A 13,334-nucleotide genomic window follows, 5' to 3' on the forward strand; every position below is an offset into this window, starting at 1 on the left:
ACGTCACACTCCTTTTGTCACCGGTGCATCTGGCGTTGCACCCCATTCCGCCCATGATCCGTCATACAATGCGCCTTCGTCAAAACCTGCCAGCGCGAGGCCAACGCTTAACACGGCCGCTGTCATGCCCGACCCGCACGTTGTAATGGCGGGTTTATCGGCTGGCAGGCCGGCTTCCAGAAACACGTTCCGAGCGCGGTCAGCAGGGAGAAATTCACCGTTTTCTGCAAGCAGATTTTTGTAGGGGAGATTGATAGCCCCCGGCATGTGTCCCGATGCCAGTCCCGGCCGTGGTTCAGGAACCTGCCCATAAAACCGTGCAGCCGAGCGTGCATCCAGAATGGGGTTTAGTCCTTGCACAACAGTATCAAGCATATCGCCCAGCCCTTTCAGGCGGGAAAAATGAGTGTGGCAGGTATAGGGGCGTGAAGCGGGTTTCTCAGGGGTGCCTTGCTCGACGGGTTGATTATCACGCAACCATGCAGGAAGGCCGCCATCCAGCACAGAAACCTGTTCATGCCCAAACAGTCTGGCCAACCACCACCCCCGGCAGGCGGAGGCGATATTGCCCTGATCATAAAAGATAACGTGCGTTGCGCGGGTAATACCAAGATCCCCAAAAAGTCGACCGAAGCGCGCGGCTGAGGGAGCCGTGTGAGGCTGCGTGCTTTCTGGGTCGGAAAAATAATCGATATTAAACCGAAGGCTGCCGGGGATATGGGCTTTCTGAAAAGCGTCGTCCGGGTTGCTGGTTTCTCCGGGTAAAAGTGCTGTTGCATCCAGAATGCGCAGCAGGGGGTTTTCCTGCAAGGAAGCAAGAGTTTTGACTGAAATCAGGGGAGACATGGCTTTAATTCCGGAACAACGACAAGTGGTTGAGCAGGGTAAAGCAAGTCTGTCTGGAAAGGTATCGGTTAGAATTTCAAAATCTTGGATTTTCAGGCCGCGCCATGACGTTCCACAAGCGTTTTAAGGCGCCCTATTGCATCAGCACCTTTAAGGGATGTTTGCCACAAGCGTTCAAGCATATGCTGGTGTGTTGTCACGGCTTCCAGTGAGGACGTAATAAGCGCCACGCCAGTCGTAGTGTTGGGAGAACAGTCACACCGGAACGGATTGATAGCGACAGCCATCTGCTCACTGTGGCGCATGAAAATGCACGACGTCACGGTTATAGTGTCTGGAATAACGCTAAATTGAAGCCCCATGGGGGCAGCATCAATCAAGGTGATGATATTGCGGATTTCCTGCACCGCAACCTGCCGGGCCTTATGCCGCAAAGGTTGCGACATTGGGACGCCTGCCCCGACACCATGCGTCAGGAAATCAATAACCCGGCTTTCATGAAGCATGGAAATAATAGACGGATTTCTCTGACTATAGAGTGCGCGCCGCTTGGACTGTGCCAGAACAACAGGCGTTGTCGTGATGTCTTGCCCATTTTTTTGGAGTTGGTCGGTTTGGGCTTCAAGCAGAATGGCATCATAAGCCGGTGATGTTACTTGGTAGCAGACCGGGTCTGAGACTTGAAGAATCTGTTCTATATCGCTTTCAATCGCGGCCATTTTCTGAAAAAATTTGTTAGGGCAATTATAATATTCAATCCCAATCCCTAGAAGCGTCAGGGGTGAGATATTCAGGAGTTCGGCAAGTTTCTGGACAGTATCCAGCTTGATGACTTCCCCTTTTTCATAACGGTATAACGCCGCGCGGGAGACGCCGAGCCGCAATGCAATCTCGTCCGCCCGCATTCCGGATTCAAGGCGGAAAGCTCTTAACTGCTGACCAATTTCACCAAGATGCATTGTGACGGCAGCCATTTATCTCACCTTATGAATCAACATGTTATGGATAAAAATCTTTATCTAATAGCTACGTTAATAATACGTTAATTAACGTATTGTAAAGTCTCGTCAATGTGACACTTGGATACAGCCCTAATACCCGGTGCTGGGATAGTATATTTTGCAATGCGGAAAAGTCTTTACAGCACCAGACAAACCGTAAAATCCGTGGTTTACTGTGCTTATGATGGATGGGCTGACTTTGACAACGGAACGAATCATGCTGGCTCTGCTACTTGGTGGCATTGCTTATGGGTGTGTTATCGTTCTCGCCCCGTTTTCTTCAGCTATTTTGTGGGCTGGTGTACTGACATACGCGACATGGCCCGTTTTCCAGTATTTCCGTCGCCGGATGAGTGCTCTCGCCGCCAGTCTGATCATGACGTTCCTGTGTGCTGTTGGATTCGTCATTCCTCTCGCTTTTCTGGCCTCCACGACCATCGCAGCCAGCCCGCGCTGGGCTTCCCGGCTGAATGAATTTTTTAGTTTTTCCCATCAGATCCCACCACCACCGGGCTGGCTGATCACGCTCCCCATGGTCGGGCAGGACCTTGTCAACCAGTGGCAACATTGGAGCCATGATTTTGACCATTTAGGAGCCAGCCTGAGGCCATATGCGGGGGATATTATTCAGTCTCTGCTGGTGCTCCTTATACAGGTTGCCAACGGGGCGCTTCATCTGGTGATGGCGCTGTTTATAGCCTTTTTTTTCTGGCTCAGCGGCTCCTCTCTGGGGGATACGCTTAAAGCTGTCATGACGCGTATTGCCGGGCCGCATGCTAGCAGACATCTGCACATTATTGGCGGGACCGTGCGCGGCACTGTTTACGGTATTCTGGGCACTGCGATTATTCAGGGCATTCTGACAGGCGTTGGCTTCTGGCTGACAGGACTCTCAGAACCCGTCATGTTTGGTGTGCTGGCGGCTTTTCTCGCTGTTTTGCCCATAGGTGCGCCGTTGGTCTGGGTTCCAGCTTCACTCTGGCTGCTGGTTGACCATCATGTTGTCAGAGGCGTTTTGCTGGCTCTTTATGGTATCGTGCTAATCTCTGGCGCTGACCATATTATCCGACCGCTGTTTATTGCCCGAGGAAGCAAGCTGCCTTATCTTTTAACAGTGTTGGGTGTCATTGGTGGCGTTATGGCATTTGGTGGTTTGGGGATTTTTCTCGGACCAATTCTGCTGGCGGTCGGTTTTACATTGACTGTTGAGTTTGCCGATCAGGAAGTATCTTCTCATTCTTCGTCTGATGATCAAAGGAGACTGCCTTCATGAGGCGTCATTTTCTCCGTCTCATGGATGGGCGTCGTCACAAAAAACAGATCAGGCCACTTGTGACCGGGGAGCAGGACAGCACAAAAATTATCAGCTGGAATCTGCTGCGTAGAACCGGAGCCACCGTGCATGATGTTGTCGCGCTGATTGAAGAAGAAAAGCCCGATATTCTTCTGATGCAGGAAGCCACAGAAGAAATAGATGTGCTGCCCGATATTATGGGAGGCTATTATTCCCGCGCTCCCCTGCCCGGCCGTATTCATGGTCCAGCCTGCTGGAGCCGCACCCCTTTTGCTCGTGAGCCTCGCGCCTGTACCATTCCTTCCGGTGCGGTTGTCAAAAGGCATGCTCAAATTATTGATTACGGTCCGTTTTCTCTGGCAAATGTGCATTTATCACATGGGCAGGTGCTCAACCGGCGGCAGTTGCGGCGTATTGCGACACTCCTTCCCGCTCCATGTGCTATTTTAGGGGACTTCAACCTTGTTGGCCCCACGCTTGTTCCCGGTTTTTCCGATGTGGGGCCAAAAGCGCCGACGCACCGCATGGTAGATCTCGTCCCTATCCGTATTGACCGTTGTTTGGTCGAGGGAATGACCTGCCTGAATGCCAAAGTCCTTCCGGTTTTTGCCTCAGATCACCGGCCCATTTCAGTGCGATTGCGGCCAGACATCAAAGTTCTGGCGTCTGTTGCCTCATAGATAAGGCATAAAGAGACGGGCCGCGGCATCGCGGATCTGGACTAACTTGTTTCGCTTATCCAGATCATGATGCGTGAGGCGGCGGTTTCTATGATGGCAGATGAAATCATCCAGCATTTCAGCCATCCCGACATCATAAGTTTCCATATTGATCTCGAAATTCAGCCGCAAACTGCGAATATCGAGGTTGGAGCTCCCGACAAAAGACCATGCCCGGTCCACGACCATAAGCTTGGAATGGTTGAAGGGCGGTTTGACTCGCCACACGCGTACGCCTGCATCCAGTAATGGAGAAATATTGGCGGCACAGGCCCAGTCTAGTGGCGGATGATTACTATGGAGTGGAATAACCACATCCACCTGCACTCCCCGCAGAGCAGCGAGTGCTAATTCTGACATAACCCGCGACCCCGGCAGGAAATAGGGGGTCATAACCCTCACCTGCCGTCGGGCCAGCGTGACAGCCTGAAGCATGGTATATTCAATTTTTTCGAGGTCGGTATCAGGTCCGGCTGTTACAATCCGAGCGACAGAGTCTCCGCTACAGGTATGCTCTTTGAAGTAGATATCGCCTTCCAGCATTTCCTGCGTCACAAAATGCCAGTCCCATGCCATGGCTTCTGCCAACTGTTTGACAATTGGCCCTTCCAGACGGAAATGGGTGTCTGACACAGGATTGGGCGGTTTTCTGGAGACCAGATTTTCATCCGCGATGTTCAATCCGCCCATGAAGCCAATCCGTCCATCCACCACCAGAATTTTCCGATGGTTCCGCAGATTGATGAAGGGCATCCGCCAAGGCAGCATGGAGTGCATAAAGCGCGCACACGGCACCCCTGCCCTGCTTAGGCGGCGGTAAACGGCGGACAGAAAATATCCACTGCCAATTCCGTCCACCAGAACACGCACCTGCACACCACGCTTTTGTGCTGCGATGAGCTTTTCAATAAAAACACCCCCAATATGGTCATTCCTGAAAATATAGGAACACAGCAAAATGCTTTGTTCCGCATTTTCAATTGCTTCCAGCATGGAGGGATACGCACCATCACCATCATGCAGCGGGACGATCCTGTTGCCGCCAACCAGCGGGCGGCTGGTGAGTTTGCCGACCATAATAGCCAGCGGCGCAAACTGCCCGTCCAGCTCCCTGTTCCATGATGAACTATGTGGGTCTTCAAACCTGCGCGAAAATTGGCCGCTTACCAATTTTTTGGCTAACCGCCGGACCCGGTTTATCCCGAACATGAGATAGAGAACGGTGCCAAGAACAGGCATAAGAATACAAACGCCAATCCACCCAATGGCCGATGAGGTATTTCTTTTGGTCAGCAGAATATGCAACGCAACGCTTGTCACCAGCACAAAACGAATGACCGTAACTGTCACCAGAGAAAAATGCGGCATAATGTCAAACGTCATGGGGCAAGATGCATCCTGAAGGAAAATAGAGCGTGATAGTCAGACCTCAGCCCATAACGCCAGAACAGACTCCGCAAAGGCTAGATCGGCAGGCGCGTGGCGCAAAAGCTTATCAGGACGGTCTGTGTGCGGAAGAGGTTGTCTGTTCTGCTTGTATAAAGGTCGGCTGGACTATTCTATTAAAAAGGGCCCGAACCCGACGTGGTGAAATTGATATTGTGATGCGCAAAGGCGGCTTGATTTGCTTTGTAGAAGTAAAAAAGCGCCAAACCCTGCGGGGTGCTGCGGAATGTTTGACGCTTGTCCAGCAAAAGCGCCTTTATCGGGCAGCTGAGTGCCTGCTGGCCCTCTATCCGCATTGGTCTTATGAAGAACTACGCTTTGATTTGATAGCGGTGGATGATCAGAACGCTTTACTCTGGGTCAAAGACGTTATTCGTCAGATGTAGAAAAAGCGCGGTGCCTGAGGCGAGCCGCGCTTTTTACAAGACGTTTAGAGGCCTGATGGCTCAGGTGCGATGGCGATGCGTCGCCGCATGAGCCACGGTATGTCTTGCGGCATGGTAGGATACCAGATGCACCATGCTGTGAGAGGACATGCCATGCGTCTGATGCGCGACGTGCATGACATGACTGACACGGTGAACATGCACAACCGGCGGCGGAGCGGCAGTAAGAGACGCAAATGTCAGCTTACTGGCTTCCAGATCAGAAATAACGCGTTCCGCGTGCGCTGAGGAATGAACTGCCAGAGTACCTGCGCTCAAACCAACAAAAGCGAAGGCACAGCGCATAAACGGAAAACGCATCATTAAAAAATATCCCACCTCTGTTTGTCTGTTGTCAGACTACACAGCACTCTGATCGTCTGACAACTTAAAAAATCAGGATGCAGCTTTAAGAGGAATATTTTTTTCTTTCAGTAGCGTCTGTAGTTCACCGGACTGGTACATTTCAGTCACGATGTCGCACCCGCCAATAAACTCCCCTTTAACGTAAAGCTGGGGAATGGTTGGCCAGTTTGAGAAATCCTTAATGCCTTGACGAATGCTGGCATCGGCCAGAACGTTTACAGTCTTGAACGGCGCACCAACATGCTCAAGAATCTGCACAACGCGCGCTGAAAAGCCGCACTGCGGGAAGTCGGCATCACCCTTCATGAACAGCATGACGGGATTGGTATCAATTTCGTTCTGGATCTGCTGTTTGACAGTTTCCGACATTACTCTGGATCCTTGCTAAAAGAGCGGAAAAATAGGCTGTTCAGGGTGCTGATGTCTGCAACGCAAGAGCATGAAGCTTGCCGCCCATGTGCCCCTGTAGCGCCTGATAGACAAGCTGATGCTGCCGGACGCGGTTGAGGCCTTTGAAGGCTTCACTCACGATAGAGCAGGAATAATGATCACCATCCCCGGCCAGATCATCAATTTTGATCTGGGCATCGGGGAAAGCCTGACGAAGATACGTCTCAAGTTCAGTGGCGGACATCGCCATGGCTTACAGATCCCTTTCAGTTACTCAGCGGGTCATCAAGGCCGGAAAAAAGGCCTCATGGGCTACAACAAGCCGTGCAGCAGATATTGTGACGCCACTGGGCAAAATCAAATCATTTCCGCCAGACTGACCAATCAGGCGAGCCGGAACGCCAGCTTTTTCCGCGCGAGCACAGAAATCCGCAGCATTATCCACGCACACCAGATAGCGGGCCTGATCTTCACCAAACCAGAAGGCTTCGGGGCGGATACCGCTATCCGGGCTTTCCAGTTCACAGCCCACGCCACTTGCCATCACCATTTCTGCCACGGCAACCATCAGGCCGCCGTCAGAAAGATCATGGCAGGCGGAAACCGTGCCGTTCAGAATTTCCTGCCGGACAAAATCGCCATTGCGTTTTTCAGCTACCAGATCAACAGGCGGCGGTGGCCCATCTTCACGTCCTAGGATTTCACGCAGCCAGATAGACTGCCCCAGTTCCCCGTGAGTTTCACCCACCAGAACCACGGCTTTCCCGTCCTGCATGCCAAGGCCAACGGCTTTCTCCACATCATTCAGCACACCCAGCGCACCAATGGCGGGGGTTGGCAGAATGGCCATGGCGGAGCCGTCCGGCTGCCTTGTCTCGTTATACAACGAGACGTTGCCACTCACGACCGGGAAATCCAGCGCGCGGCAGGCATCCCCCATGCCTTCAATGGCGGCAATAAACTGCCCCATGATTTCGGGCTTTTCCGGGTTGCCGAAATTCAGGTTGTCCGTCACAGCCAGCGGGCGTGCGCCAGTGGCGGTAATGTTCCGCCATGCTTCCGCCACGGCCTGCGCGCCGCCAGTTTTTGGGTCTGCATGGCAGTAGCGTGGCGTACAGTCCGTTGTGATAGCCAGTGCGAGCGAAGTGTCTTCAATCTTGACAATCGCAGCGTCAGCAGCGCCCGGACGACGGACAGTCTGGCCGCCAACCGTGCTGTCATACTGGTTCCACACCCATGCGCGGGAGGCGAGATCGGGCGAGCCAATAAGCTTGATCAGGGTCGCGTCCAGAGAAAGCGGCGCATGCACCGGGCCAAGCGGTTCCGGCACAACCGGCGTTGTTGCCGGACGATCATAGATCGGAGCCTGATCCGCCAGCGGGTCCAGCGGAATATCGGCTTCCACCTGCCCTTTGTGCTTCACTACAATATGGCCGGTTTCCGTCAGATGCCCGATAATGGCGAAATCCAGTTCCCATTTCTCGAAGATCTTGCGCGCCACTTCGGTGCGGTCCGGTTTGAGGACCATGAGCATGCGTTCCTGACTTTCGGACAGCATCATCTCATAGGCTGTCATGCCCGGTTCGCGCTGCGGCACGGCATCCAGATCAAGCTCGATCCCTACGCCACCCTTCCCGGCCATTTCCACGGCGGAAGAGGTCAGACCAGCAGCACCCATGTCCTGAATAGCGACAATGGCATCTGTCGCCATCAGTTCCAGACAGGCTTCAATCAGCAGCTTTTCAATGAACGGGTCGCCAACCTGAACGGTTGGGCGCTTCGCCATGGCGTTTTCGTCAAACTCGGCGGAAGACATGGTAGCACCGTGAATGCCATCACGCCCCGTGCGGGAGCCGACATACACAACCGGGTTGCCAACGCCTGCCGCGGCAGAGAGGAAAATGCGGTCTTTACGCGCAAGGCCAACCGTCATGGCGTTAACGAGCGGGTTGCCATCATAAGCCGGGTGGAAATTTATTTCCCCACCAACTGTCGGCACACCAACGCAGTTACCATAACCGCCAATGCCACGCACAACACCATCAATAATCTGGCGTGTCCGGGGCGTTTCGGGGTTGCCAAAACGCAGGGCGTTCAGGTTGGCAATGGGGCGCGCGCCCATGGTGAACACGTCACGCAGAATACCGCCAACGCCGGTGGCAGCCCCCTGATAGGGTTCGATAAAGGACGGGTGGTTATGGCTTTCCATCTTGAAAATGGCGGCATAACCCAGTCCGATATCCACCACACCGGCATTTTCACCCGGACCATGAATAACCCAAGGGGCTTTGGTCGGAAGCGTGCGCAGCCATTTGCGGGAGGATTTATAAGAACAGTGCTCGGACCACATGACCGAAAACACGCCAAGCTCTGTCAGGCTAGGCATGCGGCCCATGATGGTCACAACGCGCGCATATTCTTCAGACGTCAGCCCGAATTCCCGGGCCAGAGAGTCATCAACGGTCTTTTTCACCGGACAAGAGCCTCCACAAGACCTTCAAACAGCGGCAGACCGTCCACGCCGCCCATCAGCGGGTCAACCAGATCTTCCGGGTGAGGCATCATGCCGCAAATACGGCTATTTTCGCTCAGAATTCCCGCAATGCTGTTCACACTGCCATTGAGGTTGCTGGCACTATCATCCGCCTGCACAACACCTTGCGCCGTGGCGTAACGGAAGGCCACAAGCCCCTCGCCTTCCAGACGGTCCAGCGTGCTCTGGTCGGCTGTGTAGTTGCCGTCCCCATGGGCCATCGGTGTGCGGAACACGTCGCCTTTTTTCCATTTGTGGGTGAAGGGCGTGTCCGCCCGTTCCACACGCAGGTGGCAGTCCTGAGACAGGAAACGCAGATTAGCGTTCCGCAACAGGGCACCCGGCAGCAGGCCGGTTTCCGTCAGAATCTGAAAGCCGTTACAGACCCCCAGAATATGACCACCCTTATGCGCGAAACTGCGGATTTCTGTCATAATGGGAGAATGGGCCGCCATGGCGCCACAGCGCAGGTAATCCCCGTAGCTGAAGCCACCTGCCAGAACAACGAGATCAATCCCCGTCAGGTCTGTCTCGCGGTGCCAGACCATGCGGGGTTCATGTCCGGTAACACGACGCAGAGCGATCGCCATATCGCGCTCGCGGTTCGTGCCCGGAAAAACAACAATCGCTGCTTTCATTTTGCGGCGCTACAGGGGTAAGAGTCGTGCAAAGCCTTGAAGACGCTTTCGCCAACCGGCTTGGACAGGGCGTCTGAATGCGCTTTGAGCCATGTCAGCACTTTTCCGCGCATGGCGGCACCGTTTTCTGACGTCGGGACGCAGAAACCAGTCGGTGCTGACGGGTCACCTTCATTCCGGTCATTGATCTTGGAGAGTGCCATAGCGTCTGCCAGCCCGGTGATGTAGGCATCACAGGCTGTAGCGCCTGCCGGACGGCTACAGATGCGGGCAAAATTGCCGGTCTGCATAGGAGAAATACGCTGCGCTTGCGCCAGATCCGGTGCAAGCAGAGCGCCGCCCAAAGCAATCAGCGGGGCAATCAGGACAAGGCGTTTCATCCAAGCACCTCAACCGTAAAGTCTTCAATGACCAGATTGGCCAGAAGATCGCGGCCCATGTCTTCAGCCTGCTTCTGGACGGCGGCACGATCCGTGCCCTCAACATCCAGATCAATAATCTTGCCAACCCGGACGTCCTGCACACCCGGAAAACCTAGCGTATGCAATGCGTGGCCGATGGCTTTCCCCTGCGGGTCAAGCACACCTTCCTTAAGCATGACGGTTACACGTACTTTCATGATAAAGCTCCCATTGCTGTCGGCATAGTCACTGCATGGTCTCCGGACCCTTCATATCTCCGCCATTGCCTGCCTCAGGCAGGATGCCCAGTCTGCGGGCAACTTCCTGATAGGCTTCCCGGACATTGCCCAGATCACGGCGGAAACGGTCCTTATCGAGCTTCTCGTTGGTCTGGTTGTCCCACAGGCGGCAGTTATCCGGCGAAATTTCATCCGCCAGCACAATCCGCATGTCGTCCCCTTCCCACAAGCGACCAAATTCAAGTTTGAAGTCGACAAGCTGAATGCCGATCCCGCTGAACAGGCCACATAGGAAATCATTGACCCGCATGGCCATGGACGTCATGTCCTCAAGGTCGTGCGGGCAGGCCCAGCCAAAAGCAATAATGTGGTCTTCAGAGACCATAGGATCATTCAGCTCGTCATTTTTGTAGTAAAACTCAACAATGGACCGCGGGAGGCGTGTGCCTTCCTCAATCCCGAAACGCTTGGCAATGCTGCCCGCCGCAATATTACGGACAACAACTTCAAGCGGAATAATCTCGACTTCCTTCACCAGTTGCTCGCGCATGTTGATGCGGCGGATGAAGTGCGTGGGAATGCCGATTTCCTGCAAGCGCAGCATCAGATGTTCACTGATGCGGTTGTTCAGCACACCCTTGCCGGTAATAACGCCGCTTTTGGCACCGTTTCCGGCCGTGGCGTCATCTTTAAAATACTGCACAAGGGTGCCGGGTTCCGGACCTTCAAAAAGGATTTTGGCTTTACCTTCGTAAAGCTGGCGGCGACGGGCCATGGTCATCCTTACCTGTCTTGAACGTTTAAAACCGATCCCTGCAACAGGTCCGGGGGAAGACTGTTGCCAGCCTTCCCTTCTTCAGACGCGTCATAGCAGGCTTCGGGCATGGAGGATATAGGGAGAGCCCCGCTCACAGAGCCGGGCCGGGTTCCCCAAAGACTTTCTGATACAAGCCATCCAGCGCCTTCAAATGCTGGCGGCTATCCATGGCGGCATCCAGCGTTTCGGCCGAAACGCGGCCGGAAATTTCCGGGTCAAGTGCCAGATTTTCACGGAAGGTGCGGCCTTCCGGTGTGCCGAGCTTTGTCCATGTTTCCATCGCGTTGCGCTGCACAATACGATAGGCGTCTTCACGGGAAAGGCCGGCGCGGGCCAGAGCCAGCAGGACCTCGCCGGAATGGACAACGCCGCCAAGGCTTTCAATATTGGCTGCCATGCGGTCCGGGTAGATCATCAGCTTGCTCATCATCCCGGCAAGGCGCGCCAAAGCGAAGTCCAGACCGATGGTGGCATCCGGGCAGATATTCCGTTCAACGGAAGAATGGCTGATATCGCGTTCATGCCACAGCGCCACGTTTTCAAGCGCCGGGATAACGGCGGACCGCACAAGGCGGGCAAGGCCCGTCAGGTTTTCAGTCAGCACCGGGTTCCGCTTATGCGGCATGGCGGAGGAACCCTTCTGGCCTTTATGGAAGAATTCCTCGGCTTCCCGCACTTCAGAACGCTGAAGGTGGCGGACTTCAATGGCCAGACGTTCAATCCCACTGGCAATCACGCCCAGTGCGCAGAAATAGGCGGCATGGCGGTCACGCGGGATGACCTGCGTGGACACAGGCTCAGGCATCAAGCCCAGACGTTCGGCCACGTAGGACTCAACCCGCGGGTCGAGATGCGCAAAGGTGCCGACAGCGCCGGAAATGGCGCAGGTGGCGATTTCCGCCCGCGCTGTTTCAAGACGGGCCTTGTTGCGCAGGAACTCGGCATAATGCCCAGCAAGCTTCAGACCGAAAGATGTCGGCTCGGCATGGATGCCGTGGCTGCGGCCAATGGTCAGCGTGTGTTTGTGTTCAAACGCACGGGTGCGCAGGGCATCCAGAACATCGTCCAGATCTTTCAGCAGCAGGTCCGTCGCCTGCACCAGTTGCACCGCCAGACACGTGTCCAGAATGTCGGAAGACGTCATGCCCAGATGCACAAAGCGGCTTTCCGGCCCAACTTTTTCAGCAAGCCACGTCAGGAAGGCAATAACATCGTGGCGGGTTTCCGCCTCGATTTCGTCAATGCGGACCAGATCAGCATCGGAGAACGCGGCCATTGCGGCATCGCCTTTCTCGCGCACCACTTTCGCGGCTTCTTTTGGCACAGCGCCGTATTCGGCCATGGCTTCACAGGCCAGTGCTTCAATCTCAAACCAGATGCGGTAGCGATTTTCTGGCGACCAGATAGCGGCCATGACAGGGCGAGTATAGCGCGGCACCATAACGCGGTGTTCCTCCTGAGAGCGGAATGATGCGGGCTTCTCTACCCGATTCCCAGCGCCACGTCTGCCCGTGAAACGAAAAACTTTGACAGTCGAGCGTATTTCAGACTGTTCAGGCGCTTGATTTTCCCGTCTCAGCTTCTCGAATCGGAGTTTTCGTGCACGGTTTTCTGGATGCTTTCACCCTGAAGGCTGTCTTTGCCTTTCTTCAGGTGGTGATGATTGATGTCACGCTGGCCGGGGACAACGCCGTTGTTATCGGGTTGGTCGTGCGGTCTCTTCCTGTCAATGAACGCCGGAAGGCCATTCTGGCCGGGGTCCTGCTGGCAGCAGTCATCCGCATTCTGATGGCTCTGGTTGCTGTGCAGCTTTTACAGATTATCGGGCTGACGTTAGCCGGTGGCCTGCTGCTGTGCTGGGTGTGCTGGCGCATGTACTGCGAATTGCGCGCGGGACACAATGAGGACGGTGAGGAAACCGCCCCGCCCGGCAGCTTTGGGAAGGCCGTTTTTCGTATTCTGTTAGCTGACCTTTCCATGAGTCTGGATAACGTGCTGGCGGTTGCTGGAGCAGCGGCTGACCACCCATGGGTGTTGATCTCTGGACTGGTGCTTTCTGTTTTGCTGATGGGCGTTGCAGCCTCCTTCATCGCCCGTCTGCTGGACCGGTATAAATGGATTGCATGGGTTGGGCTGCTGATTGTTCTGGCGGTTGCTATTGAACTGATTGTTAAAGGCGGCGGGGAGGTCTGGACGCACCTCCTGACGCCCCGCTGAGG

The 13,334-nt window shown here is 54.7% G+C and carries 16 protein-coding genes; 4 read left to right on the forward strand and 12 right to left on the reverse strand.

Annotation, left to right across the window (positions count from 1 at the left end; genetic code table 11):
* Positions 1–3 precede the first annotated feature (3 nt).
* Together AD949_RS07375 and AD949_RS07380 are read right to left on the reverse strand one after the other, a co-directional pair.
* The gene (locus AD949_RS07375) at positions 4–846 is read right to left on the reverse strand and encodes a sulfurtransferase (RefSeq protein ID WP_048836090.1); all 843 of its coding nucleotides are present in this window, start codon (positions 844–846) and stop codon (positions 4–6) included.
* A 92-nt stretch (positions 847–938) separates the two neighbouring features.
* A complete protein-coding gene (locus tag AD949_RS07380; RefSeq protein ID WP_048836091.1) occupies positions 939–1,820 on the reverse strand; it encodes a helix-turn-helix domain-containing protein in 882 nt (293 codons plus the stop codon).
* A 208-nt stretch (positions 1,821–2,028) separates the two neighbouring features.
* Between AD949_RS07380 and AD949_RS07385 the strand changes: the two genes are divergently transcribed.
* Complete coding sequence (locus tag AD949_RS07385) at positions 2,029–3,120, forward strand: AI-2E family transporter (RefSeq protein ID WP_048836092.1); 1,092 nt, start codon at positions 2,029–2,031, stop codon at positions 3,118–3,120.
* Positions 3,117–3,821: an endonuclease/exonuclease/phosphatase family protein gene (locus tag AD949_RS07390; protein WP_048836093.1), complete on the forward strand. Its 705-nt coding sequence runs from the start codon at positions 3,117–3,119 to the stop codon at positions 3,819–3,821. Before AD949_RS07385 ends, AD949_RS07390 begins: the two co-directional genes overlap by 4 nt.
* Here the strand turns inward: AD949_RS07390 and cls are convergent.
* Positions 3,816–5,243 (reverse strand): cardiolipin synthase, encoded by a 1,428-nt coding sequence (gene cls, locus AD949_RS07395; protein WP_096430235.1) that lies wholly within the window; start codon positions 5,241–5,243, stop codon positions 3,816–3,818. The two genes, AD949_RS07390 and cls, sit on opposite strands and share 6 nt — an antisense overlap.
* 32 nt (positions 5,244–5,275) lie before the next feature.
* On the opposite strand from cls, the gene AD949_RS13800 reads away from it, so the two are divergent.
* Complete coding sequence (locus AD949_RS13800) at positions 5,276–5,692, forward strand: YraN family protein (protein WP_048836094.1); 417 nt, start codon at positions 5,276–5,278, stop codon at positions 5,690–5,692.
* 60 nt (positions 5,693–5,752) lie between these two features.
* Here AD949_RS13800 and AD949_RS07405 read toward each other — a convergent pair whose 3' ends face one another.
* The 9 genes from AD949_RS07405 to purB form a co-directional block, all read right to left on the reverse strand.
* Positions 5,753–6,055, reverse strand: coding sequence for a hypothetical protein (locus AD949_RS07405; RefSeq protein WP_048836095.1), 303 nt, complete (start codon positions 6,053–6,055; stop codon positions 5,753–5,755).
* 72 nt (positions 6,056–6,127) lie between these two features.
* Positions 6,128–6,466, reverse strand: a complete 339-nt coding sequence (gene grxD, locus AD949_RS07410; protein WP_048836096.1) for a Grx4 family monothiol glutaredoxin — start codon at positions 6,464–6,466, stop codon at positions 6,128–6,130.
* Between the two features lie 40 nt (positions 6,467–6,506).
* On the reverse strand, positions 6,507–6,737 hold the full coding sequence (locus AD949_RS07415) for a BolA/IbaG family iron-sulfur metabolism protein (RefSeq protein WP_048836097.1): 231 nt from the start codon (positions 6,735–6,737) through the stop codon (positions 6,507–6,509).
* Between the two features lie 24 nt (positions 6,738–6,761).
* Positions 6,762–8,960 carry a phosphoribosylformylglycinamidine synthase subunit PurL gene (purL, locus tag AD949_RS07420; RefSeq protein WP_048836098.1) on the reverse strand — a complete coding sequence of 733 codons (2,199 nt, stop codon included), beginning with the start codon at positions 8,958–8,960 and terminating at the stop codon, positions 6,762–6,764.
* A complete protein-coding gene (purQ, locus tag AD949_RS07425; RefSeq protein WP_048836099.1) occupies positions 8,957–9,658 on the reverse strand; it encodes a phosphoribosylformylglycinamidine synthase subunit PurQ in 702 nt (233 codons plus the stop codon). Before purQ ends, purL begins: the two co-directional genes overlap by 4 nt.
* On the reverse strand, positions 9,655–10,038 hold the full coding sequence (locus AD949_RS07430; protein WP_048836100.1) for a Rap1a/Tai family immunity protein: 384 nt from the start codon (positions 10,036–10,038) through the stop codon (positions 9,655–9,657). Before AD949_RS07430 ends, purQ begins: the two co-directional genes overlap by 4 nt.
* Complete coding sequence (purS, locus tag AD949_RS07435; protein WP_048836101.1) at positions 10,035–10,277, reverse strand: phosphoribosylformylglycinamidine synthase subunit PurS; 243 nt, start codon at positions 10,275–10,277, stop codon at positions 10,035–10,037. The genes AD949_RS07430 and purS overlap by 4 nt, the downstream gene beginning before the upstream one ends.
* Positions 10,278–10,305: 28 nt before the next feature.
* Positions 10,306–11,073, reverse strand: a complete 768-nt coding sequence (purC, locus tag AD949_RS07440) for a phosphoribosylaminoimidazolesuccinocarboxamide synthase (RefSeq protein ID WP_048836184.1) — start codon at positions 11,071–11,073, stop codon at positions 10,306–10,308.
* Positions 11,074–11,206: 133 nt separating this feature from the next.
* Positions 11,207–12,556 (reverse strand): adenylosuccinate lyase, encoded by a 1,350-nt coding sequence (gene purB / locus AD949_RS07445; protein ID WP_048836102.1) that lies wholly within the window; start codon positions 12,554–12,556, stop codon positions 11,207–11,209.
* 158 nt (positions 12,557–12,714) lie between these two features.
* On the opposite strand from purB, the gene AD949_RS07450 reads away from it, so the two are divergent.
* Complete coding sequence (locus tag AD949_RS07450; protein WP_048836103.1) at positions 12,715–13,332, forward strand: YjbE family putative metal transport protein; 618 nt, start codon at positions 12,715–12,717, stop codon at positions 13,330–13,332.
* Positions 13,333–13,334 lie beyond the last annotated feature (2 nt).

Origin of the sequence: Acetobacter orleanensis (assembly GCF_001581005.1) — a bacterium.
In the GTDB taxonomy this organism is placed as follows: Bacteria; Pseudomonadota; Alphaproteobacteria; order Acetobacterales; family Acetobacteraceae; genus Acetobacter; species Acetobacter orleanensis.

Coding starts and splice junctions, on each gene's coding strand:
- AD949_RS07380 (WP_048836091.1), bottom strand. CDS start 1,820: ATGGCTGCCGTCACAATGCATCTTGGTGAAATTGGTCAGCAGTTAAGA.
- AD949_RS07385 (WP_048836092.1), top strand. CDS start 2,029: ATGATGGATGGGCTGACTTTGACAACGGAACGAATCATGCTGGCTCTG.
- purB (WP_048836102.1), bottom strand. CDS start 12,556: ATGGTGCCGCGCTATACTCGCCCTGTCATGGCCGCTATCTGGTCGCCA.
- purQ (WP_048836099.1), bottom strand. CDS start 9,658: ATGAAAGCAGCGATTGTTGTTTTTCCGGGCACGAACCGCGAGCGCGAT.
- grxD (WP_048836096.1), bottom strand. CDS start 6,466: ATGTCGGAAACTGTCAAACAGCAGATCCAGAACGAAATTGATACCAAT.
- AD949_RS07390 (WP_048836093.1), top strand. CDS start 3,117: ATGAGGCGTCATTTTCTCCGTCTCATGGATGGGCGTCGTCACAAAAAA.
- purC (WP_048836184.1), bottom strand. CDS start 11,073: ATGGCCCGTCGCCGCCAGCTTTACGAAGGTAAAGCCAAAATCCTTTTT.
- AD949_RS07415 (WP_048836097.1), bottom strand. CDS start 6,737: ATGGCGATGTCCGCCACTGAACTTGAGACGTATCTTCGTCAGGCTTTC.
- AD949_RS07375 (WP_048836090.1), bottom strand. CDS start 846: ATGTCTCCCCTGATTTCAGTCAAAACTCTTGCTTCCTTGCAGGAAAAC.
- cls (WP_096430235.1), bottom strand. CDS start 5,243: ATGACGTTTGACATTATGCCGCATTTTTCTCTGGTGACAGTTACGGTC.
- AD949_RS07430 (WP_048836100.1), bottom strand. CDS start 10,038: ATGAAACGCCTTGTCCTGATTGCCCCGCTGATTGCTTTGGGCGGCGCT.
- purS (WP_048836101.1), bottom strand. CDS start 10,277: ATGAAAGTACGTGTAACCGTCATGCTTAAGGAAGGTGTGCTTGACCCG.
- AD949_RS07405 (WP_048836095.1), bottom strand. CDS start 6,055: ATGATGCGTTTTCCGTTTATGCGCTGTGCCTTCGCTTTTGTTGGTTTG.